The sequence below is a fragment of the Chelativorans salis genome (genome assembly GCF_025336525.1).
Classification (GTDB): Bacteria; Pseudomonadota; Alphaproteobacteria; order Rhizobiales; family Rhizobiaceae; genus Chelativorans; species Chelativorans salis.
In genome coordinates this window covers 33,179-55,106 of sequence record NZ_JAOCZP010000012.1, presented here as the reverse complement: position 1 = coordinate 55,106, position 21,928 = coordinate 33,179, and the positions used below count along the sequence as shown (strand labels likewise).

Genomic DNA, 21,928 nt, shown 5'->3' with positions numbered 1-21,928 from the left:
CCGATCATGGCCGACCTGAAGCTTGGGAAGCTCCCCGACCGCACGCCGGCGAAGATCACCATCACTGTGAGCGCACAGTTGAACCAGATGCTCCGGGATTACGCTGTGATCTACCGCGAAACCTATGGCGAATCTGAAACCGCCGCTGAACTGGTTCCTTTCATGCTTGAGGCGTTCTTGGAAAGCGATCGGGCCTTTGCCAAGGCGCGTAGGGAGGGCGTGCGAGGCATCGAAATCAACGAGAGGGTCGGCCGGCCCCATTCACCCCGCGCCGGCGATTCTCCGAACGCGTCGTCGGCTGCTGTACGCGACACATCCCCTAAGGAGAACTAACTCATGCAAATTGGAATTCACTGCGTTCACATAAGTGAAGGACATTCGGAATGTACCGCCCCTCGTGCGGATCAAAGGCGTAGACGCGGGTTTTGCCCTTCCGGTGGCCGCCACGACGCCACCGCTTCCGGATTCAGGAATGCCCGATAGATGGCTTCCGGCGTGCCTTGATAACGCGCGAGCTGGAGTCCGCTCTCGTTCTGCCGTGCTATTCGCCATGATTTTGTCCTGCTTGTTGGCATCTTAGGCCCTCCGGCATCGATGTGTGAAGATCGTTTGGGACAGGCGACGTCGCCGAGCGCTCACGAAGGCGGGGGCTCTCCGGCCTGCTTGCGGCGGCCCAGCCGGGTTAGTCCTCGGGGTTTGAACACGCCGAGCGCGGCGGCCCAGACCAGCACTGCGAGCCCGCCTAGGGCGTGGCCGGCGATCGAGTATCTCAGACCGAGGAGATCCTCACCGGACAGCGCCCTCTCTGCCGCCAGCTGGGCCACGTAGCCGATCCCGCTCGTTTTGCCCATCAACATGGCGGTGGCGGTGACGACGATGACGAGTTTGAAGACAACCCAGTAGTTGCGCAGGAGGCCCCACGGCGTCGCTAGCGCCTGGACAATTCCCGTCAGCAGAGACGCGAAGGCCAGCGGAACGATGGCATACCAGGTGATCAGCCCATTGGCGATATAGGCGGCTCGCACCGTCTGACCATCCGGGCTCGTCAGGCCGGCAACGGCAAGCACCAGGAAGCCGGTGAGAGCACCGACCCACCCGAGCGAGAAAACGACGTGGGCGGTTATCAGCGTCTTGCGGGGGCGCGGCGCCATGGTCATCAGTGGCCAGCCACGGGCATTCCGTGACCTCCGCTCCCCAACAGTTCGTTGACGACGCCGCTGAACATGCCGACGACGATCAGGACGAGGAGGACGACGAAGACGCCCTGTACCTTTACCCAGAGAGGCATGCCGCCGTTGGTATCGGGGGTTGGGTCGGCCACGGGTGCAATCTCCGTCTGCGCATGAGCGTTCGCGAGGAAATTTTACGATACGCGATGTCCTTTATCAATACACGATGTATATAGCCAGTCGCATGTGTCGCGCTCCCGTCTTCTCGCCTATAGTGAAAGCATGCCCAAGCTTTGGAACGATACGATCGAGACGCACCGTCGCGCGGTGCATAAGGCGATCACCGACACCGCCGCTGCGCTGGTGGCCGAGCGCGGTCTGCGGGCCGTGACGATGTCGGAGATCGCCGAGAAGGCGGGAATTGGGCGGGCGACGCTCTACAAGTACTTTCCCGACGTGGAGGCGATCCTGCGCGCTTGGCATGCACGCCGGGTCTTGGAGCATCTTGGGCGTCTCATCGAGGTGCGGGACCGGCCCGGCGGCTCCGGCGAGCGGCTTGCAGCCGTGCTTGAGGCATTCGCCTTCATCGTCCACGAGACCCACCAAAGGCAGGGTCACCACGACAGCGAGCTCGTCGCCTTCCTGCACCGGGACGAGAAGGTGGCGCAGGCGCGGCGGCAATTGCGCGATATGATCGAAGAGCTGGTGAAAGAGGGCGCGACGGCCGGCGAGTTGAGGACCGACGTCCCGCCTGGAGAACTCGCGGCCTACTGCCTACAGGCCCTCACGGCGGCCGGCGGCCTGCGGTCCAATGCCGCGGTGCTTCGGCTCGTTGCGGTCACGCTCTCGGGTCTGCGTTCCACAGGCTGATACTCCGCGAGTTGCCATTCTGCCCAGATATCGATAATTTTTGCCAAATGGCATTAAATCGCCTATATATGCCTTTGAAGGAGAGCGAGATGGCTGTGTTGCAACCGATCGACACCGTTGCGCCGGAGTTCGTCCCCGCGCCGATTACCGACGCGGAGGCGGCCGCAATGTTCCGGGCCGCGGTTAACCTGTTCGCCCGGTGGAGACTGAGCGACGAGGAGGCGAGCCTGCTGCTCGACCTCTCGGTGCGCACCTACCGGCGCTGGAAGGCTGGCGAGATCGGCCGCATCGACCGTGACACGAGGGCACGGCTGTCGAATCTGATGGCCATCCACAAGGCGCTGCGCATCATCTTCCGCGAACCGCAGCGCGCCTATCAATGGGTGGACAAGCCGAATGCCGCCTTCGGCGGCCGCTCCGCACTCGATGTCATGCTGGGCGGCGAGTTGACCGATCTGATGCGCGTGCATCGCTACCTCGACGCCGAACGGGGCGGCTGGTGAGCGCGGCGGCGCTTCCGCCCGTCTCTCACATTTCCTGGAAAGGGGCGGTGCGGATCATCCGCAGCGTCTTTCCGCCAATCGACCTGTTCGAGGATATCGCCGATCCGGCCGACTGGCCGCTCATTCTCTCGGCCGAGCAGAAGACGAACCCGCGTCTGATGGAAACGATCGGCAATCTCGACCTCGTGCCGCCGGCCCGCCGCGTCGCCGGCCCCGGTGCGTCCTACCTGATGGCACCCTTCACCCATGTCAGCCCCGATCGCCCGAGTCGCTTCAGCGCCGGCCGCTTCGGCGTGCTTTATGCGGGCCGATACTTCGAGACCGCTCTGTTCGAGACAATCCACCACCACGGCCGCTTTATGGCGGCGACCAGCGAGCCGTCCGGTTGGACCTCGCAGTTTCGCGAAATCGTGCTCGACGTCGACGCGAGCCTGCATGACTTGCGCGGTGAAGCCAGACAGTGGGCGGCGGCGCTCAATCCGGACGACTACCGCGCCGCCCAGGCGCTGGGCGCCGCACTCCACGCCGAGGGCTCAAACGGCATCGCCTATCCGAGCGTACGTCACGCTGGCGGCGAATGTGCCGGCCTTTTCTATCCCGATTGTGCTGCAAGCCCCGTACAGGGGCGGCACCTCGACTACCACTGGAATGGCAACCGCATTGACCTCTACCGCGACGCCGGCAGCGGGCAGGTTTTCCGAATCCTTTGACATCTCAGCAAGGTGGATCGGTGACGCATCTGTTGCGCCGTTCGGATGGCGATCTAAGTGCGCCTCAGATCAACACCACACTGCAAACAGTCCCAGATTTGCAGGCTCCAAGACATTGGCCGCGTCGGCAGGCTTCCTCTCGCAAACATGAACCATCACCGCCGATCTTGCCGTGCCCTGCCTGAGTAACTCGGATGGATACTTCGGTTCGAAATCAGTTCTGGGACTGACGCGCGGTGGGCGAGATAAGCCCGTCAGTGAGTGGCTGTTGGCGGCTCACGGAAGGATTCAACGGCCGCAGAAACTTGACTTGCCGGGCCACGTTCTGACCGAACGCCTCTCCTATTTGGCGGTTATTCGGGTCACAGTGGAGCGCTATCGATGGACATTCGCAGAGCAGTGGGACTGGCGAGGTGGTCTCGATGAACCGCTGTTTCCAGGTAGTGGTGGCGACCGTCCTCAGTCTTCTGATGACCGCTTCAACGCTTGCAGCACTGCCATTTCCGTACAAAGTCGTGGGGGGATGGGTAGGCTTTTCCAGAGCAGACATCGACCACAACGTCGGCCCGCTTGTACTGGTGCAGGCGGAACGCGCCCCGGATGAGCTGCGCAAGCTGAAAAAGAAGGGTCGCGAGGGTGAGGCCGCCCGGTCGCAAGGCGATCGGCGTAAGACAACCAAGGCCGCCAAAGAGCACAAGAAACCGCGCCGCGAGCGCGAGGCTGTCCGGTCAGGGGACGCCGGACCCAAAGCGCCTAAGGCAACCGAACAGCGTGAGGAGCCGCGCCGCAAGCGTGAGGCTGTCAAGCAGCGGGAGGGTGCGCCCAAAGCGCCCAAGGCAACGGAACGGCGCGAGGAACCTTCCCGCAAGGGCGAGGCTGTCCAGCAGCGGGGGGCCGCGCCCAAAACGCCCAAGGCAGCCGACCGCCGCGAGGAACCACGTCGCAAGCGCGAGGCCGTCCGGCAGCGGAAAGCCGAGCCCAAAGCCCCGAGAGCAGCCGACCGGCGTCAGGAACCCCGCCGCGAGCGTGAGGCCGCCGACAAACGCGAGCGCTCCGACGCCGCTACTCCGGTGCTCGATAGCGCAAAAGAGGAGCGCCAGCGGCCTGGCAGGAAGGCCGATCCCGCCGAGGCTCTGCCGCCCGAAAGCGATGCCGCCGCCCAGGCCGGGGTCGAGGTCGACCGCCGCGAGGTGAAGTCATTGATCTCCCAGGAGGGTCGGCGGCTCGAACGGCCGCGCCCAATGCGTGACAGGGTGCCGGAGGGTGCGAAGATCGTCCGCAAGGTGGAAAATCGCACCATCATCGAGTTCAACGACACCTATATCGTGGAGCGTCAACGCGACGAGCGCCTCAGCTTTGGCGCGCGTGACGTCTACTACGAAGAACTCCCGCATGACCTGCAGCGCGAAGTGGTGATCCGGCCCGATGGAACGCGCATCATCACCGTCTACAACCGCTATGGCGATGTTGTTCGCCGCGTAAAGATCCAGCCTGACGGTCGGGAGGTTGTGCTCGTTTATGTGGACGATCGCTATTACGATGACGTTTTGGAATGGCGCGATCCGGGCGCTGACCTACCGCCGCTGCTGCTGACGATACCCGCAGAGGAGTACATTCTGAACGCAGCATTGGTGGAAGATCCTTACGCCTATTACGACTTTCTCGAACAACCCCCCGTGGAGGTGGTGGAGCGTACCTATTCGCTCGACGAAGTACGGCGCTCAGCACGTATCCGTGACAAGGTCAGGCGCATCGACCTCGATGTGATCAACTTCGCATTCGGCTCGTCCGAGATCGAGGAGAGTGAGATCTACAAGCTCGAAGGCGTCGCCGATGCCATGCTGCGGCTGCTCGAGGAAAATCCTGGCGAGGTCTTCTTCATCGAGGGCCATACCGATGCAGTCGGCTCAGACCTCGCCAACCTAGCCCTGTCCGACCAGCGTGCCGAGGCCGTGGCGGTGGCGCTCACAAGCGTGTTCGACATACCCCCGGAGAACCTCGAAGTCCAAGGCTACGGCGAACAGTACCTGAAGGTCCACACGCAGCAACGCGAACGGGAGAACCGACGCGTCGCAATCCGTCGCATCACGCCGCTGGTCGCGCCTGTTGTAAGCACCCACTAGTCCGGCCTCACCATGGGCCATGGGTCATGGTGAGGCCAGCAATTGGTCGCTGCCGACTCATTCAAATGGCGCCGCGGAGACGGTTTGGTTGGTTTCCCCGGGGAGGTATCGGCGGCACCGGCCATCTTGAGCGTCAGGCCAAGTTTTCTGGTTGAGCGCACTTTTGCATGGCTGGGTGGCTGCCGCAGGCTCGCCAAGGATTTCGAATGATCGATCGCCGCCGCTGAAGCTTGGATCCTTGTTGCCAACATCCGCATGCTCACGCGACATGACGTCTCGCATGGATATGAAATTAATGCAGCCTTTTGATTTCACACTAGTGGGCGACGGAAATCAGTCTCGTCGAACCAATGACGCATGCCACAGCTAACCGGACCGGCTAATTGGCAGAGCTCGGCGGCGGCAGCGGCTCTGAATGGCGCGGCGTTTCCTGTTCGACGATGCGGAACCGCACCGGGCCCGATGTCCAGTCGAATGGAAGCGGCAGGGGGATGACGCAACCGGTCGTCATCGTCTGCCGCTCTTCGTTCTGAACCTCGAACACGATACCCGGCCGTTCCATGCCAGCGCATTCGGGCCAGCGGTCGAAGTCGATCCATTCACCCATAAGCCTGCTTCTCCGCCTCAAAGGTAGAAATCGCTGTCGACAAGGACGGAGACGTTCAGGACATCGACCTGAAAGTCACCGATGCCGTTACCATCCGAATCTCCCGACAAAACGCCGTTGACGAAATTGAGCTCACCGGCCTTGCCACCGAAGGCCTTCCCCCCGATAAAGGAGAAAGTCTGATTGCCGCCGGCAGTGCTGTCCGCATCAATGCCCCTCAGATCGATTTTATCAAGGCCTGAGACGAAGTCGTTGATCTTGTCGCGGGCGGAGGGCAGCGAGTCGCTTTCCTTCTGGAAGACAAAAATGTCTGTGCCGGCGCCGCCGACCAGGCGGTCCGCACCAGAACCACCGATCAGCTTATCGTTGCCGCCGGCACCATACAGGCGGTCGTTGCCCGCACCGCCATTGATGCGGTTGGCGGCCGCATTGCCCACCAGCTTGTCTGCATGACCGCTGCCGATCAGGCCTTCGATATAGGCATAGCTGTCGCCCAGTGCGTCGCCGGTATTCAGCGCCGGCTTGTCGAGCCGCGCCGTCACGCCCGCCGCCGCGCCAGCATAGCTTGCATAGTCGAAGCCAGCGCCGCCATTAAGCTTGTCGGCCCCTGCGCCGCCGACCAGCACATCGTTGCCGTCGCCGCCGGAAAGCGTGTCTTTACCTGCACTGCCGTAGAGCCGGTCACTTCCCAGACCGCCAATCAGTGTGTCGTTGCCGCCGACGCCGTAGAGCCTGTCGTTGCCCGCACCGCCATTGATGCGGTTGGCGGCCGCATTGCCCACCAGCTTGTCTGCATGACCGCTGCCGATCAGGCCTTCGATATAGGCATAGCTGTCGCCCAGTGCGTCGCCGGTATTCAGCGCCGGCTTGTCGAGCCGCGCCGTCACGCCCGCCGCCGCGCCAGCATAGCTTGCATAGTCGAAGCCAGCGCCGCCATTAAGCTTGTCGGCCCCTGCGCCGCCGACCAGCACATCGTTGCCGTCGCCGCCGGAAAGCGTGTCTTTACCTGCACTGCCGTAGAGCCGGTCACTTCCCAGACCGCCAATCAGTGTGTCGTTGCCGCCGACGCCGTAGAGCCTGTCGTTGCCCGCACCGCCGTTGATGCGGTTGGCGGCCGCATTGCCCACCAGCTTGTCTGCATGACCGCTGCCAATCAGGCCTTCGATATAGGCATAGCTGTCGCCCAGTGCGTCGCCGGTGTTCAGCGCCGGCTTGTCGAGCCGCGCCGTCACGCCCGCCGCCGCGCCAGCATAGCTTGCATAGTCGAAGCCAGCGCCACCATTGAGGTTGTCGGCCCCTGCGCCGCCAACCAGCACATCGTTGCCGTCGCCGCCGGAAAGCGTGTCTTTACCTGCACTGCCATAGAGCCGGTCATTTCCCAGACCGCCAATCAGCGTGTCGTTGCCGCCGATACCATACAGGCGGTCGTTGCCCGCATCGCCATTGATGCGGTTAGCGGCCGCGTTGCCCACCAGCAGGTCGGCGTGGCCGCTGCCGATCAGGCCTTCGATATAGGCATAGCTGTCGCCCAGTGCGTCGCCGGTATTCAGCGACGGCTTGTCGAGCCGCGCCGTCACGCCCGCCGCCGCGCCAGCATAGCTTGCATAGTCGAAGCCAGCGCCACCATTGAGCTTGTCGGCCCCTGTGCCGCCAACCAGCACATCGTTGCCGTCGCCGCCGGAGAGGCTGTCCTTGCCGGCACTGCCATAGAGCCGGTCATTTCCCAGACCGCCAATCAGCGTGTCGTTGCCGCCGACACCATACAGGCGGTCGTTGCCCGCACCGCCATTGACGCGGTTGGCGGCCGCATTGCCCACCAGCTTGTCTGCATGACCGCTGCCGATCAGGCCTTCGATATAGACATAGCTGTCGCCTAGTGCGTCGCCGGTGTTCAGCGCCGGCTTGTTGAGCCGCGCCGTCACGCCCGCCGCCGCGCCAGCATAGCTTGCATAGTCGAAGCCAGCGCCGCCATTAAGCTTGTCGGCCCCTGCGCCGCCTACCAGCACATCGTTGCCGTCGCCGCCATAGAGGCTGTCCTTGCCGGCATTGCCCCAAAGCCTATTGGTGGCCGTGTTGCCGACGATCATGTCGTTGCCGGCGCCGCCCGTGGCGTTCTCGATCAGCGAGCGCATGTCGTTGTTATAGAGCAGCGCGTTAGCGATGTTACCGACCGCCACCTTTGAGCCATCGTAGTGAAGCTTGGCAAGCTGCGTGGACGAGGACGTGGTCCACTGACCTGGCCTGAGATCGATCTTCACGCCGTTGGAGTATGTCGAAAAGTCGTAGGTATCGCTGCCCCCACCGTCCCAGACGGTGAGGAAGACGCGGTTTGCCCCCGGTGCGCCCTGGCCAACACCGTCGATGAACATCTCGCCGGTGGTCGGGCTCCAGGAATAGGTGGTGCTGCCCGCGTTGCTGCTGTAGTCGGCGCCGTACATGTGCTGCAGGGCGGCGATGTCGTACATCATCAGCGATTGGGCGTAGCCCCATTGCTCGTTTGTGTAGCCGCTCGTGGTCGAGGCCCCCACATAGGAGCGGTAGCTCATCACGGTGTATTCCATGGAGTCGCGTTCAACGGGCATGACGTTGTCTTCATGCGCGTGTTCCAGGCCCAGCGCATGTCCCGCCTCATGCAGGAAGGTGGTGAAGGCGTAATTGCCCTTCTGCGGATTGTCGTAGTAGCCCCTGGACTTGTTGAACCACATGTCACCGCCCTCGGCGAGAGTGGTGGGATAGTAGGCCCAGGCGGTGCCCGGCGCGTCCGACATGGCAAGCCGCAGGTCGCCGTGCTGAGTGGAGGTCTCCGTGATCTCGGTCAAGGTAACCCTGGAAACCGAGGAGAAAAGACCGAAGGTAGCTCGTGCAGCAGCCTGTTGCGCTGCATTCAATGCCCCGAAATTGTTGTCCGGTTCGCCATAGCCGTAGCCCGCGCCGTAATAGGAGGCAATTGCCGGGAAACTGTAAGTTAAGTCGAGGGTCGCCCATTTGATACCGCCGAGAAGGCTGTCGATATAGGCGTCTCCGCTCAAAGCGTAGGTTGTGGTTGCGGGCATCGATTAATCCAATCAATCATTCTGCTGTTGACGCTGCGACAGCGGTGTTGCCTGTGCGGCAGAGCCGCCGATCCACTAGCTCTCCCGGAACGAACGGGCGAGGGTTTTCGTCAGCGGCGCCGCGATATACTCGAAGAAGGTGCGTTCACCTGTCGTGATGAAGACCTCGACGTCGTGACCGGGGCCAACCCGCGAGGGGTCGAATCCCGATGCCGGATCGGCCGAGATCTCGAGCCGCGCGAGATAGTAGGGCTCGCCAGTGCGCTCGTTCTCGAGACGGTCGGCCGACATGTAGACGACCCGCGCGGCGACGGGCGGCGTCTGGCGCGTATCGAAGGCCGAGAAGTTGAGCCAGGCTTCCTGCCCCATATGCAACTCGTCGATGTCCTGCGGTCTCACGCGCGCCTCGACCACGAGGCCAGTGCCTTCAGGCACGATGGTCATCAGCTCCTGGCCGGGCGTGATCACAGCGCCAGTGTTGTGCTTGGCCAAGTCGATGACAATTCCGGACGCAGGCGCCCGCACGACCAAACGTCCGCTCACATCCTGAGCCGCGCGCAGCTTCTCGAGGATCTCTGTGCGCTTGAAACGCAGCTCGGCGAGTTGGGCTGAAGTCTCGCTGATGCGGGCCGAGCGCGCCTGCTCGATGCGCTCGCGGATTTCCGCGATCGACTGCTTGCTCTCGGCGACTGCCGCCGTGAGCTGCCCCTGTCGGCCCTTCAGCTCGGCTTCGGCGCGCTTCAGTGCCAGCACCTGGCTCTTGCGGGTCAGCCCCTGGGCAAGCAGGGTCTCGAGGTCCTGGCGCTCCTCGGCGAGGAAAGCCATCTGCCGTGCGGTCTCGCCCTCCTGGACTTCATGGCCGGCAATCTGCTCCTCAAGCGCGGCGATCTGCTGCTCGAGAACGGCGATCTCGGCTTTGTGCATGCGTAGGCGCACATCGAATTCCGCCCGCTGGTCGTCCAGCAGGCGCACGGTCTCCGCGTCGTCAGCAGTAAGAAGCCATGCCGGAAAGCTCGGCTCGGCAGCTCCGTCGCGCTCGGCGAGCGTACGCGCCTCGACCGCCTCTATGGCGGCAAGTTGCGCCTTGAGGCGGTTCGCCTCTGACCTCGCCGCCGTTCCGTCGAGCACGAGTACTGGTTGCCCGGCGTCGACTTTCTGCCCGTCCTCGACGAGGATCTCCCTCACGATGCCGCCCTCCAGGTGCTGGACGATCTTATTGTGGCCTTCCACGGTGATCTTCGCGGGCGCGATCACCGCGCCCGACATCGGCGCCAGCACGGCCCAGGCGGCAAAGCCACCGAAGCCGCCCACCAACGCGATCAGACCCGCTAAGACCGGTCCGGTTAGGCCGGTCCTGACGCCATCATGCCATGCCATCTCTTTTGCTTGCCTCTCTCGTCACATTGTTCAGCCGAACCGCGCAGTAACCGCGGGATTTCCGGGTGCCTGTTGATCGGTGGGACGTGCCGGCCGGATCTGCCGATGCAGGATCTCTTCCTTCGGGCCGAAAGCATCGATGCACCCCTCGCGCAGCAGCATAATCTTTGTCAGCGCCGGCATGACACTGGTCCGCTGCGTGATGACGACACAGGTGATGCCGGCCGTTCGCGCCTGGTGCAGCGCTCCAATCAGGGCCTGCTCGCCTTCGCTGTCGAGCGAAGCATTCGGCTCGTCGAGCACAACCACCTTCGGATCTCCATAGAAGGCGCGGGCAAGCGCCACGCGCTGACGCTGGCCGCCCGAAAGCACATGCCCTTCCGGACCGAGGAGCGTGTCGTAGCCCTGCGGGAGCCGCTGGATGAATTCGTGGCAATTGGCAAGCCGCGCCGCGGCAACAACCTTCTCAGGGTCGGGCATGACGCTCATGCGAGCGATGTTCTGTGCCACCGTGGTGGGGAACAACTCGACATCCTGCGGCACGTAGCCGATGAAGGGCCCTAGCGCCTCCGGTCGCCAGTTGGCGAGATCGTCGCCGCCGATGCGCACAACGCCCGCCGTCGGGGACACTGCCCCGACGAGCAGCCGCGCGAGCGTCGATTTTCCGGCACCGCTCGGGCCGATGATGCCGACGACCTCGCCAGGCTCGATCGCAAAGGTAAGCCCCTTCAGAACCGGCTCTGTACCGGCACCGGACTGGAAAACCAGTTGCTCGGCCGAAAGCGTGGCCGCGGGAGCAGGAAGCGCCATCGGCGCCGCCGCGCGTTCGGCCCATAGGAGGGTGCCGATGCGCCGCCAGGCTTGACGGGCCGAGAAGACAGCCTTCCAGCCGCCGATTGCATGATTGAGCGGCGCGAGGGCGCGCGCGGAGATCATCGAGGCGGCAAAGATGATGCCGGCGCTCAAGCTGTGGTCCGACAGCACGAGATAGGCGCCATAGCCGAGAATGGCGACCTGCAGGAAGAGGCGCAAGAAATAGCTGATGCCGTTGGTGAAGGCATTGCGCCGCGCCGCCGTATCGGAAGCGGCCATCGCCCTGGCGTTGTCGCCGCCCCACGACTCGACACATTGCGAAAACATGCCCATGGCGCGGATCACCTCCGCGTTGTGCGCCTGCGCCTGCGCCTTCTGGAGGGCGGTCGCGCCGTGCCGGGAAGCCTCCTCGAGTGGATTTTCCGTAAGCAGCTGGTTAATTCCGGCAATCAGCAGGATCAGGAGAGCGGCCGCAAGGGAGACCCAGCCAAGCTGAGGGTGGATCAGATAAACGAGCGCCAGGTAGAGCGGCGTCATCGGCACGTCGAAGAGCGCGCTCGCGAGCGGCGAGGCGACGAACTGGCGCAATTGGGCTAGATCGCGAAGGCCTTGGATATCAGGGCCGGCACGCTGGCTGTTCTGCAGCGAAGCGGCCAGGATCGGTGCACCCAGCACCGTCTCCAGTCGCGCGCCAGCGCGCGTCAGCGCTAGCTGCCGCACGGCCTCGAGTACGCCGACCACCACCAGGGCACCGACCGCGATGACCGTGAGCATGAAGAGCGTCTCGATGCTCCTGCTCGTCAGCACGCGGTCATAGACCGACATCATATAGAGCGGCACGCTGAGCATCAGCATATTGAGGGCGAGCGAAAAGAAGGCAGCGACGAGGATGCCCCGGCCGAAGGCGCGAACGGCAGGCGAAAAGCTGTCGTGGCGTTGCACTGAAGAGCTCCGTTCTGCGGACGGGGGTCGGTCTCGACGTATCGCCCCAAAAGCGTCAATTAAGGGCTAACGCCGCGAGAGCGCGCCAGTCCTTCTTTTAGTGGCCGGATATAATTTCCCCGGCCCTGAAAATCCATTCGGCCTGTCGGACTAGGTCGACTGGATTCACGCCAACTGGAGGTCTCTAAAAACCTCGCCTTCGGCACTGGATTTTGATTCACTGTCGCGGTTATCTGCGCGGAGGTAGCGGATGCGGGGACAGGGCGGGTTCTGGGACATTGACGAGCGGTATGGCCGATTGAGCGAAGTGGGCGATCCTCTGGAAAAGCTGAACGCAGTCGTGCCGTGGGATGTTTTCCGCAAGCCTTTGGCCCAGCTTTGGCGCCTGTCTTGCCCGTCGAGCGATCGCCCTCGTGTAAACCGGGCGTCTTGACAGGCGCTTTGGGGTCAACTGGCGTTGGTGCGGAAATCTTATTGTTCTGGACGCGTGCCCACCAAGTCCTCACGTCAAAGCCAGGGCATTGCGTGGCCGCGAGGTCGCGGTGACCGACGATCTGGGCGCCAGGGTAGCGTTTCAGGCATTCCCGAATTAATTTGATCTGCGCTTTGATCTGCGCTGGCGTTCGATTGTCCACACCGACGTTCGCCCCCGTTGCCCGGTTCAGACCGCCGATGCAGCAGATACCGATCTTGCCGCTGTTCTGGCCGCCGATGTGGGCGCCTGTCATGCTTTCGGGCCGGCCCTACTCCACCACACCGTCACGGCGGATGACCCAGTGATAGCGGACCATCTTCCAGGCACGGGCGCGGTGCATCTTGTCGATGTCCCTGACCGTGAGGTTCTGATCTTCATAGGCCGCGCTGTAGTGCAGCACTATCCTTTCGATGTGGGATTGTTTCAGCCGAAGATGAGCGTCAGCGGGACCAGAAGCGCCGCGCCCTTGGGCTCGGTACGGTCCATTCTTCAGTGTTGATCAGATCTGCGGAGATGGGCGCACGAGGGGTTAGATCTCTGGCCAAAGCCTTGCGCATCGTGCGGGTGGCGGTCGTCGAACATCACGGCTCTGTGGGAAGCATAAGAATCGGCACAGCCGCCGGTTGTGTCACCTACTCTTGTCGGGTAGAGACATTCGATTTTGATCTCGGGGGCTCGCTATGTTGCAGCGAAAATATTCTGATATCCGCGCGGGCCACAGTTACCGTGAGGACATAGATGGGCTGCGCGCGTTGGCGGTCGTGCCGGTGGTTCTTTACCACGCTGGCCTCGGGCCATTCAGCGGCGGCTTTGTTGGTGTTGATGTTTTCTTCGTAATCTCTGGCTTTCTGATAACCGGTATCATTACCGGGGAGATTGAGCGCGGCGACTTTTCGGTGATTCACTTTTACGAAAGGCGTGCGAGAAGACTTCTTCCGGCTCTATTTGCTGTCCTCATCACATCTTTCATTGCGGGATGGTTTTTATTAATACCATCAGAATTCTCTGATCTTTCACATTCTGCTACGGCAACGCTCTTTTTCTCATCGAATTTGTTTTTTTGGAATAGTTTAGGCTATTTTTCAGACGCATCCGAGTTCCACCCGCTACTCCACACTTGGAGCCTTGCTGTTGAAGAGCAGTTCTATCTGCTATTTCCTTTGGCTTTGGTTATATCTCAGGGCAGGAGACAAGCCACACAGCGCATTATAATATCGATAGTACTGCTTGGATCTCTCGTTCTAAGCATATACGCAGTTAAGCACTTTCCCGAGGGTGCTTTCTACCTGCTACCGACAAGAGCATGGGAATTGATGTGCGGTGCTCTTCTAGCCACACACGTCGTCCCCTCGATTAGCTCGCCCAGGATTCGATCCAGCCTATCATTGGCAGGAGTTGCTTTGATACTCGTGCCAATGCTGACGTATACTTCTGCGACACCCTTTCCAGGGCTCGCAGCGATCCCTCCTTGTATAGGTACAATGCTCATAATTTATTGCGGGCGATCCAGCCTGGCTGCGAAGGTGCTCTCGACAAAACCGCTCGTCTGGATCGGTCTAATTTCCTATTCCCTGTACCTTTGGCACTGGCCAATTCTTTCATTTCTCAGGATAGACCAGGGAAGCGTTCACCTCCCCATCTTCCTCTCGTTGAGTGCGACTGTGGCCTCCTTTGCTGCAGCTTACATCTCATGGAACTATATTGAGCGGCCATTCAGAGTGCGGACAGCTGTGTCAAGGCGCAAGGTGTTTCAACTCAGCGGGATGGGGTGCATTGTGGTTATAGCCGCGTCTACCTCCGTAAGCGCAACTAATGGCTTCCCAGTGCGATATGATCGAAACGTTACTTCGTTCCTTGAGCTGAACACTGCGGATATTGTCGGGGGGCGCTGCGCCGAGGGGTGTCCCTTTGGAGTGGAGGAAGCACCTCCTTCCGTCGTCTTATGGGGTGATAGCCATGCCAATGCCCTAACGCCAGCGCTAGATTTTGTGGCCAGACAGGAAGACTTGGGAGGCATCGTATTCGCTGATGCGGCGTGCGCGCCGTTGCTGGATGTGCATCGGTCGGACGTTGGTGACAAATGGAAGAACTGCGCGGCTCTTGCGATTCGCGCCATCGACTATATTCGGAAGAATCGTGACCAAATATCAACGGTTGTCTTATCTGCCCGTTGGGCGCTAGCCGCTACGGGCAAGGGCTCGGTAGGAGAGAATAGCCGACCGGCCCCCCTCAAAATTGTTTCGTCTTCTCAGCGTCGTTCAAGTGTCGACGTTTTCCGCTACGGCCTTGAGAGAACGGTTTCAAAACTGAACGAATATGACATCGATGTAGTCATCCTTGGAGGCGTCCCAGAAATTGGCTGGCACGTGCCCAAGTCGCTTGCGCGCGCCGCTAATAAGGGCATGAAGCCGCCAAGAGTACCCAGCTTGTCGGATTTCAGAGATAGAAATTCCTCTGCTGAAGATGTCATGCTGGAAATCGCAGTACGATTCGATGTGCATCTTATAGATCTGGCACCGATTTTCTGTAGCCCTAAATGCAAAGTGGTATATCGCGGCAAGCCAATTTATCGCGACGATGATCATCTTTCTCACTTTGGAGCGCACCGCTTTCTAGGACCGCCTCTTTCAAAGATACTCTTGCCCAAGGTTGCTGCATCACGAGGCGTGGCTGGAGAAGAATGGATACCGCTCCGACATCCACCATAAGAAGCCGAAGGGTCGGCCGATTAGTGAGGCGATGGCGCGCGCCAATGGCCGGCGCTCAAAGATCCGGGCCTTGGTCGAACACGTCTTCGCGCGACAGAAATCCCGCATGAGCCTGTTCGTACGCACGATCGGTATCGCCCGCGCCCGCACCAAGATCGGCATGGCCAATCTCGCCTACAATCTGACCCGCTATGTCAGGCACGAAGGGAGAAGCGCGTCCGCATAACGGTGGCACCGGCGGAAAACACTGCCGATACGCTGAAATCGACCAATCATGAGCCGAATAAGGGGCGCAAAACCTACGCCAAACAACCGAACTCGGTGGCTCGGGTCCGCTTTGGTGGTTTCGGCATCAAAAAACGACGGTAGTTCGAGGTCTCCACCCGCACTGTTGAGGCTGTTTAGACGGTGTCGCCTATTGCAGGAGAACCGACGCCGTTTATTGCAGGGCACAAGAGCCGTCTCGTGGGCCTGCCAACATCGATATTTGTGGCTGATTGTGCGGTTGCGCTCTATGTGACTTGGGCCGAGGTGAGTGCTTCACGCCAGAGGAGGCCATGCAGGACCGCGGCAGAATCGGAACCGTTAGCTATCGCGGTTTCGACATTGATCTTTATGAGAAGAACGATTGGCACTTCGAGGGCGATCTGCCCCGGAATGTTCGCCATCACCTCCTAAGTCTCCGGTGGCTTGGAGGCTTTCCCTCCCGCCAAAGACATGTCCTCGCAGAAGATTTCATTCGCTTCCACAACAGCGCCGACCACGTCAGCCCCTTGTATCTTGGTCGCGCTGCAGATCACACCGCCTCTATTCGTTTGGGTGTCCTTCTTGATCTGGAGAGATCAAGCGCAAACTCGCGACAGAAGAACGCTTTCGTTCAAGAAGCGGTGAAAACCATTCGCTCCATGTTGAGTGGCGAGACATATAAGGCGAACAACAATCATGGCTTGTCGGTGGACATCGCTCTGTTGCGGGCATTCAAGCATCGGCGTTTGAGAGAGATATTCAGCGATGGCATGCGCTTCGCCGCCGACCGTGCGATGACGCAGTTTTCGCACATCTTCGATGCGGGTGGCGTGACGCGAGAGCACTCGATTGGTTATCAGGAGTTCAATGCAGTTCTGGCCAAGGACCTGCTTGCGGCCATCGACGATTCACCGCTCCAGGACAATTCCTTAGCGGAGAGGGTAGAGCGTGTCATCGATGCGTCAAAAGTCGTTCTCGGATACGCTTTAACTGCCGCAGGCGCATACATCCCCCTTGGCGACACGCCGCGCGAACCGAAGTCCAAAAGGCTCAAGCGCATCTTCGGCAGTGCGAATCCTAGGTCCTCGCTGGCACCATTCAGCAGCCAGGATGGGATGATGGTGGCCCCACATGGTGGCTTCTGCTTCATTCGTAGCGGCGCTATCCATGCAGCCATCACTGCAAGCTGGCATTCCTACGTGCACAAGCAGGATGATGACCTCGCGACGTCGATCATCATAAATGGCAAAACCTTCATTGACGACGCTGGCCATCCAGGCATCAGCCAAGCGCCCATCGCAAAATCGGTCGATGGCCATTCGACCATCACCGTAGAGGGCGCGCGATGGCTGGGGAAGGGTAACTGCTCGGAAGGCGGGAGCTCTATTCGAGCTGTCGTATCACAACCTGACGTTCAAGGTGCCTGGTGCCGCCACACCCGTATAGCTATGTTCACGGTCGAGCGATTCATGGGGCGTACATCTGCCGGAAACTTGGTCCTAATTGATCGCGTCCTCCCTGAGACTACTTCTAGGCAAAGGTTCATCCTCGGCCCGCAAGTCTATGCCTCGATCAATGATCGAACTGTTTCCATCTCCGACGGTGCAAATACACTGTATATCCTGGCAGATGGACTTGGGGAGTGGCACCGGTCAGAAACCGAAGTTGTCTACGGATCTGAAGTGAGGCCCGCCGTCGCCCTTGATTCTTGGACGAAAGCGCCCGTGACGTTTGTCGCAGATATCATCCAATTGCCGCGCCCACACGAGTTCCTGACCGAGGCGCTTAATTGGCCCGAAGACCATCCATTCGAAGGTTGGAACGTATATGGCTTGAATGGCCACTGAGCGGCGGCCCCTTCTCTCAAGTGCCCCTGCTAAAGACACCAATGGCGCAAGAGCGCACCGAGAGTCCTGATCGCGGCTTCTACGGTATTGATGTCCTTGCTGTATGATGCGATCTAAGGCGCGCATGAGTTGCGAGGATAGAATGCATTCCGAAGCCCTGCTTGAAGAAATCGTCCACGATCCCGCATCGGCCGGAGTGAATGAACGTCAGGCAACGAAACTGCACGAGCGGCTCTCGGCCATCCATTTGAGCAGATCCGAAGCACTGCAACGTGCGGCGCATGTCGGGCGTGAGCGCGCAGAAAAAGCAAACCCTACAATCTACCTTGCCAATGTGGGAAGCTCCGGATCCCACTGGGCGCAGAGCATGCTGTCGGCGCTTGCCCCAATGCTTCCATGCGGGGAAGTGTACTTCCCAACTCCTGTTTTGGACCGACTGTCTGAGCTTCCGCACCAGGAACGCGCAGCATTCATGCAGACCTACTACGCAATTCATGGCTGGAGAGACATCCCTGAGCTTCGAACAGCTCCAGCCGTGAATACGGCCCACAGGCCGAAACCAGGCATGATGGCATCTCACGACCGGTGCGCGTGCCTCATTCTTCTCATCCGCGACCCAGTGGAAATCGTAATATCCCGCACCTTTCGGAAGCAGAAGTATCGCGCCGCCATTGGCTATGCCAAATCGTCTGACGCTGACTACATGCAGTTCAACATAAAGTTCGTTCACAACTTTTTCAGAAGGGTGGATCGCGATTCATTCGATACAGAGATTCGCTACGAAGACTTGAAGAGCAATCCAGCGTCTACTCTTCGATGCCTAGCAGACGTCGTTGGACTTGACGTGCTCGATGAGAAAATAGCAGCCGTTGCTGAAAGCCATACCGCGGAGCGATTGGCTAAGGATGGCCGCGCTGGCAATCTTTATACCGGATGTGCGGTCTCGCCCCCGACGGAGCTGATTGAAAAAGCGCGAGCCGATCTATCCGAAATCAGGGCAAAGTTTGGCTACGCATAATTGCCATTTTGACAACGCATCCTTCCGTTCCAATTGAGCGAGCAATTCGCTTATGATCTGTGTTCGCTTTGATCAGAGGAGGAATAGGAATGTCTGAGAAACATCGAAGGGCGGCGAACTCTTGGAGTTCGAAACGTTCGGCGAAATCCTGAATAGATTCCTTCGCGGTGAAGACCCGCCCATCTTATGCAACAGCTAACTTTGGCTGCAAACAGAAAGGATGCTCTCTCAGTTGAGGTGCCGCTCCCGATGGCCTTGGCGTTGCTGGAGAAGATGGGAGTGGGCGTCCCAGCCCATCTTCTCGCTGAAGATTTCGATGAAGGTGAAGAGGACGACTAATGTAGTCGCCCCTCCAACAGGCGCACCGACCAGCTAGAGCGCGAGCGCCTGACCGGCCATTTCCGGGGGTCCCCTTCAACGACTGCCCCTCCGATGAATGCACCTAAAGCGCTTATGGTTTTGTTGGAGGAAGTAATCAGGAATTGATCTTCGTTGACAGTTCCAATTTGAAGGATTGCGTTCCGGTACCGGGAACGTGATAGTATTTCCCTTCGAATTTTATATAGAATTCCTCAGACCGCAGACCGCAGACCGCAGACCGCAGACCGCAGACCGCAGACCGCAGACCCGCAGACCTCAGCGTTCGCCAGTGGAACAGCAGCCGCATCGACCGCGACGCCAGCAGCGGTCAATCTTTCCGGCACCCTGACGGTCTCGGTGTCGGCGCTCGGCAACTGGGCCGTGTCGTCCTCATGTTTGAAGGGCCTGCCGCCAAGCATGATATCCGTGGGCTTACCAGGCGGGAGAAGTCGAGCGCGAGGCGCGCCGATAGCACACGCCCTCCCTACTTTTATTCCGTGCAAGTACTCTTCCGTAAGTCACTTCCTGTTCCGGAGATCACTTCTTGCCGGCCGCCGTGGGCAAGTGCTGGTCTAATGTCATTGACAGTTTTTGCGCCAGCATTTGATATGAGTAGTGCACTTCGACATGCTGCCTTGCTGCCGCACCCATTGTCGCGCGCGCAGAGGGTGATAGTTCTGCCAGTTTCAATATCGCTTCGGCCAAGAGTTCGGGATTGCCCGGCGGGACGGTCACCCCTCCGCCGCATTCATCAACGGGATTGTTTGCGGCGCCGCAACAAAAGACGACGGGGCGGCGGGCTGCCATGAAATCGTACAGCTTTCGCGGGCTGATGCCGTACTTGAACATCGGCGCGTCGATCAAACTGAAGACGAAGGCATCCGCCTCTGCGGCAAGGCCTGGAATGGCACTGTTGGGGACGGGGTCCTCAAAGCTGATCCTCGCAAGCCCAAGCTCCCGCGCGAGTTCGCGCAGCGCTGGTTTCTGAGGGCCGTGTCCGATTAGTCTGAGGCGGATGTTCTCCCCCCGAGAATCCATTTCAACGAGCCTCATGGCACGGATCACGTTGTCCAGGCTGTTAGCGCCGCCATGCGCCCCGAAATACATAAGCGTGAAATAGCTGCTGTCTCGCAGCGGTATGTCGCTCGACCATTCGGCCAGATCGATCCCGTTCGAAACCCAGACGACCTTGTCGGCCTCGATCCCGAGCCCCTGAATATAGGATCCCGCATTGGGCCAGGCGACGACGATCGTTTCCGCAGAACGATAAAGATGTTTTTCGAGCGCGCGCATGAGAAATGTCGTCACGCTTTTCTCCGTGAGTCGTCCCATATCAATCAGGGCCTGCGGCCAGAGATCCCTCACTTCAAAGACGAAAGGCACTCGGTGACGTCGGGCAAGCTGCAAAGCCGCCCAGGCAGCAAAAGGATGGACGCTCGATCCGATGATGAGGTCCGGTGGCTCCAGCGAGGAGACGTTCGCGGGCAGCAACAAACGCCAGGTGAAGGTGAGCATGTTGCGGATACGGTCTAGCCCGTTGCCTGAATAGGGCGGCGTCTTCAGCCATAGAAAGGGAATTCCGCAATGATGCTCCAGCCGCGCCCTTTCCTTCGCATCGAGCCGCTGCCGCCCGGACAGATGCTCTGTGCTCGCGCCGATGATCGTTGCCTTCCAGCCATGGGCGCGGAGATATTTCGCAAGTGAGAAGTGGCGTGTTCCTCCCGCTCCCCCCGGCTCCTCCGCGTAATGATTGACAATCCAGACATGCTTCATCGGACGGTCGGTGTGCTGGCGCGCCCACGCTGCTGGACGGTCGGATCCCTCGGCACGCATTGTCCCGCTACGCGTCCAACGCGTCTTTCATTCGGTCCGGTCGATATGCCGTCCCGGGGTGCTTCAGGAGACGATCATAGAGGGCGACCAGCTTCTGCTCCTGTTCCTCCCAGTTCAGGCGCGAGGCAGCGTGGCGCGCTTTCTCGGCATATACGCGGCGTAGGGCTTCACTCTCAATCAGCTTCCCGATGGCGTTGGCGAGCGCGGTGGTATCGCTCGGCGGGACGATCATCCCGAAACCATGGGCGTCCACAATGCGCCGAATCTCCGGCATGTCCGAAGCGACGACCGGAAGGCCGGCCATCATGTACTCGAAAAGCTTGTTAGAGTCGGTTGTGTAGTGATTGAAGCAGGTGTTCTCGAGAGGCTGCACGCCGATATCGGCCGAGGCCGTGTAGGAGGGCAACACATCGAGGCTCACCGTCGGCATGAAACGCACGCGCTCGGTAAGGCCAGCGCTCTTCGCCTGGTCCTCGAGCGCGGGCGAGAGTCGCCCGCCGCCGATGAAGACGAAATAGGCCTTTTCGAGTCGCGCGGCCGCATCGACAAGCCGCTCCAGTCCACGGCCCTGCTGCAGGCCTCCCTGGTAGAGCACGATCGGCCAGGGCTTTTGTAATTGCAGTTCGCGCCGGATCCTCTCGGTGCGCCCCGGAGCGGCAAAGCGGGGTCGGTTCTGCAGGACGAGCGGGCGCGGTATGCCATAGGCGCGGGCGAAGAACTTCGCGCGAGCTTCCGTCGTGGTGATCATCGCCGCCGCCCGCGGCGTCAGCCTCCGTTCGAGCCAGGCCACCGCCGTGCGAAAGCCGGCGTAGCCTTCGCGATCGGTGCTGACTTCGTGGGCGTCATACACGAGCGGTGCGCGCGACAGCACCGCAGCTATCCAAGCCGTTGGCAGCGTGTTGACATCGTGCGCGTGCACCACGTGCGGTCGCGCGGCCACCATGCGGGCCAGAAGAATGCCATGGGCCCATGCGCGCGTGAGCAGACGGACCGCCTGCCCGACCGGACCAATCCTTCGCGCAGGCGGATCCTCCTCGCCGGCGCTTGGCCCGGCCCTTGCCGATGTGCGCCTGTGCAGGTTCAAGAACGGGCTGCGGGTGACGCGCACCACCTCTACCCCGGATGGCAAAGTGTCGGCCTTGCGCGTCTGGCCTGGCGTGTGGAGCGCAAAGACGGTGACGGCGTTGCCGGCCGCCTGAAGCGTTTCGGCTTCCTTGCGCACGCGTGCATCGTTCTGGAAGTCGTTCCAGACGATCATGGAAATTCGGTTCACG

General features: G+C 60.7%; 18 protein-coding genes and 1 pseudogene. 9 read left to right on the top strand and 10 right to left on the bottom strand.

Features of this window, described 5'->3' with window-relative positions; all coding sequences use genetic code 11:
- Positions 1-6: 6 nt before the first annotated feature.
- Positions 7-333: a DUF2274 domain-containing protein gene (locus N5A92_RS24765; protein ID WP_260907087.1), complete on the top strand. Its 327-nt coding sequence runs from the start codon at positions 7-9 to the stop codon at positions 331-333.
- A gap of 302 nt (positions 334-635) precedes the next feature.
- Here the strand turns inward: N5A92_RS24765 and N5A92_RS24760 are convergent, their stop codons facing one another.
- Together N5A92_RS24760 and N5A92_RS24755 are read right to left on the bottom strand one after the other, a co-directional pair.
- Positions 636-1,157, bottom strand: coding sequence for a hypothetical protein (locus N5A92_RS24760; RefSeq protein WP_260907086.1), 522 nt, complete (start codon positions 1,155-1,157; stop codon positions 636-638).
- Positions 1,157-1,321: a hypothetical protein gene (locus N5A92_RS24755; protein ID WP_260907085.1), complete on the bottom strand. Its 165-nt coding sequence runs from the start codon at positions 1,319-1,321 to the stop codon at positions 1,157-1,159. The genes N5A92_RS24760 and N5A92_RS24755 overlap by 1 nt, the downstream gene beginning before the upstream one ends.
- Before the next feature lie 130 nt (positions 1,322-1,451).
- Here N5A92_RS24755 and N5A92_RS24750 point away from each other — a divergent pair, with 130 nt between their 5' ends.
- From N5A92_RS24750 to N5A92_RS24735, 4 genes are all read left to right on the top strand, one after another.
- Positions 1,452-2,039 carry a TetR/AcrR family transcriptional regulator gene (locus N5A92_RS24750; RefSeq protein WP_260907084.1) on the top strand — a complete coding sequence of 196 codons (588 nt, stop codon included), beginning with the start codon at positions 1,452-1,454 and terminating at the stop codon, positions 2,037-2,039.
- 89 nt (positions 2,040-2,128) lie between these two features.
- Complete coding sequence (locus tag N5A92_RS24745) at positions 2,129-2,542, top strand: antitoxin Xre/MbcA/ParS toxin-binding domain-containing protein (protein WP_260907083.1); 414 nt, start codon at positions 2,129-2,131, stop codon at positions 2,540-2,542.
- Positions 2,539-3,252, top strand: coding sequence for an RES family NAD+ phosphorylase (locus tag N5A92_RS24740; protein ID WP_260907082.1), 714 nt, complete (start codon positions 2,539-2,541; stop codon positions 3,250-3,252). The genes N5A92_RS24745 and N5A92_RS24740 overlap by 4 nt, the downstream gene beginning before the upstream one ends.
- Before the next feature lie 422 nt (positions 3,253-3,674).
- On the top strand, positions 3,675-5,375 hold the full coding sequence (locus N5A92_RS24735; protein ID WP_260907081.1) for an OmpA family protein: 1,701 nt from the start codon (positions 3,675-3,677) through the stop codon (positions 5,373-5,375).
- Positions 5,376-5,754: 379 nt separating this feature from the next.
- Here N5A92_RS24735 and N5A92_RS24730 read toward each other — a convergent pair whose 3' ends face one another.
- The 6 genes from N5A92_RS24730 to N5A92_RS27320 form a co-directional block, all read right to left on the bottom strand.
- Entirely contained in the window at positions 5,755-5,982 is a 228-nt protein-coding gene (locus tag N5A92_RS24730; RefSeq protein ID WP_260907080.1) for a hypothetical protein, read from the bottom strand.
- Positions 5,983-5,999: 17 nt separating this feature from the next.
- Positions 6,000-9,035, bottom strand: coding sequence for a M10 family metallopeptidase C-terminal domain-containing protein (locus N5A92_RS24725; RefSeq protein WP_260907079.1), 3,036 nt, complete (start codon positions 9,033-9,035; stop codon positions 6,000-6,002).
- Positions 9,036-9,110: 75 nt separating this feature from the next.
- Positions 9,111-10,412, bottom strand: coding sequence for an HlyD family type I secretion periplasmic adaptor subunit (locus tag N5A92_RS24720; RefSeq protein WP_260907078.1), 1,302 nt, complete (start codon positions 10,410-10,412; stop codon positions 9,111-9,113).
- A 30-nt stretch (positions 10,413-10,442) separates the two neighbouring features.
- Positions 10,443-12,167, bottom strand: coding sequence for a type I secretion system permease/ATPase (locus N5A92_RS24715; protein WP_260907076.1), 1,725 nt, complete (start codon positions 12,165-12,167; stop codon positions 10,443-10,445).
- Between the two features lie 59 nt (positions 12,168-12,226).
- On the bottom strand, positions 12,227-12,895 hold the full coding sequence (locus N5A92_RS27580) for an N-acetylmuramoyl-L-alanine amidase (RefSeq protein WP_425248640.1): 669 nt from the start codon (positions 12,893-12,895) through the stop codon (positions 12,227-12,229).
- 15 nt (positions 12,896-12,910) lie between these two features.
- Positions 12,911-13,042: a peptidoglycan recognition protein family protein gene (locus N5A92_RS27320; protein WP_313958458.1), complete on the bottom strand. Its 132-nt coding sequence runs from the start codon at positions 13,040-13,042 to the stop codon at positions 12,911-12,913.
- Positions 13,043-13,322: 280 nt separating this feature from the next.
- Between N5A92_RS27320 and N5A92_RS24705 the strand changes: the two genes are divergently transcribed.
- The 4 genes and pseudogenes from N5A92_RS24705 (at position 13,323) to N5A92_RS24690 (ending at position 18,461) form a co-directional block, all read left to right on the top strand.
- Positions 13,323-15,350: an acyltransferase family protein gene (locus N5A92_RS24705; protein WP_260907075.1), complete on the top strand. Its 2,028-nt coding sequence runs from the start codon at positions 13,323-13,325 to the stop codon at positions 15,348-15,350.
- Positions 15,301-15,576, top strand: a pseudogene (locus tag N5A92_RS24700) (transposase); the annotation flags it as partial. The gene N5A92_RS24705 and the pseudogene N5A92_RS24700, both read left to right, overlap by 50 nt.
- Before the next feature lie 331 nt (positions 15,577-15,907).
- The gene (locus N5A92_RS24695; RefSeq protein WP_260907074.1) at positions 15,908-17,443 is read left to right on the top strand and encodes a heparinase II/III domain-containing protein; all 1,536 of its coding nucleotides are present in this window, start codon (positions 15,908-15,910) and stop codon (positions 17,441-17,443) included.
- Between the two features lie 142 nt (positions 17,444-17,585).
- Positions 17,586-18,461, top strand: coding sequence for a sulfotransferase (locus tag N5A92_RS24690; protein WP_260907073.1), 876 nt, complete (start codon positions 17,586-17,588; stop codon positions 18,459-18,461).
- 897 nt (positions 18,462-19,358) lie between these two features.
- Here N5A92_RS24690 and N5A92_RS24685 read toward each other — a convergent pair.
- Together N5A92_RS24685 and N5A92_RS24680 are read right to left on the bottom strand one after the other, a co-directional pair.
- Positions 19,359-20,594 carry a glycosyltransferase family 4 protein gene (locus N5A92_RS24685; RefSeq protein WP_260907072.1) on the bottom strand — a complete coding sequence of 412 codons (1,236 nt, stop codon included), beginning with the start codon at positions 20,592-20,594 and terminating at the stop codon, positions 19,359-19,361.
- 67 nt (positions 20,595-20,661) lie between these two features.
- Positions 20,662-21,927 (bottom strand): glycosyltransferase family 4 protein, encoded by a 1,266-nt coding sequence (locus N5A92_RS24680; RefSeq protein ID WP_260907071.1) that lies wholly within the window; start codon positions 21,925-21,927, stop codon positions 20,662-20,664.
- Between the last annotated feature and the right edge of the window lies 1 nt (position 21,928).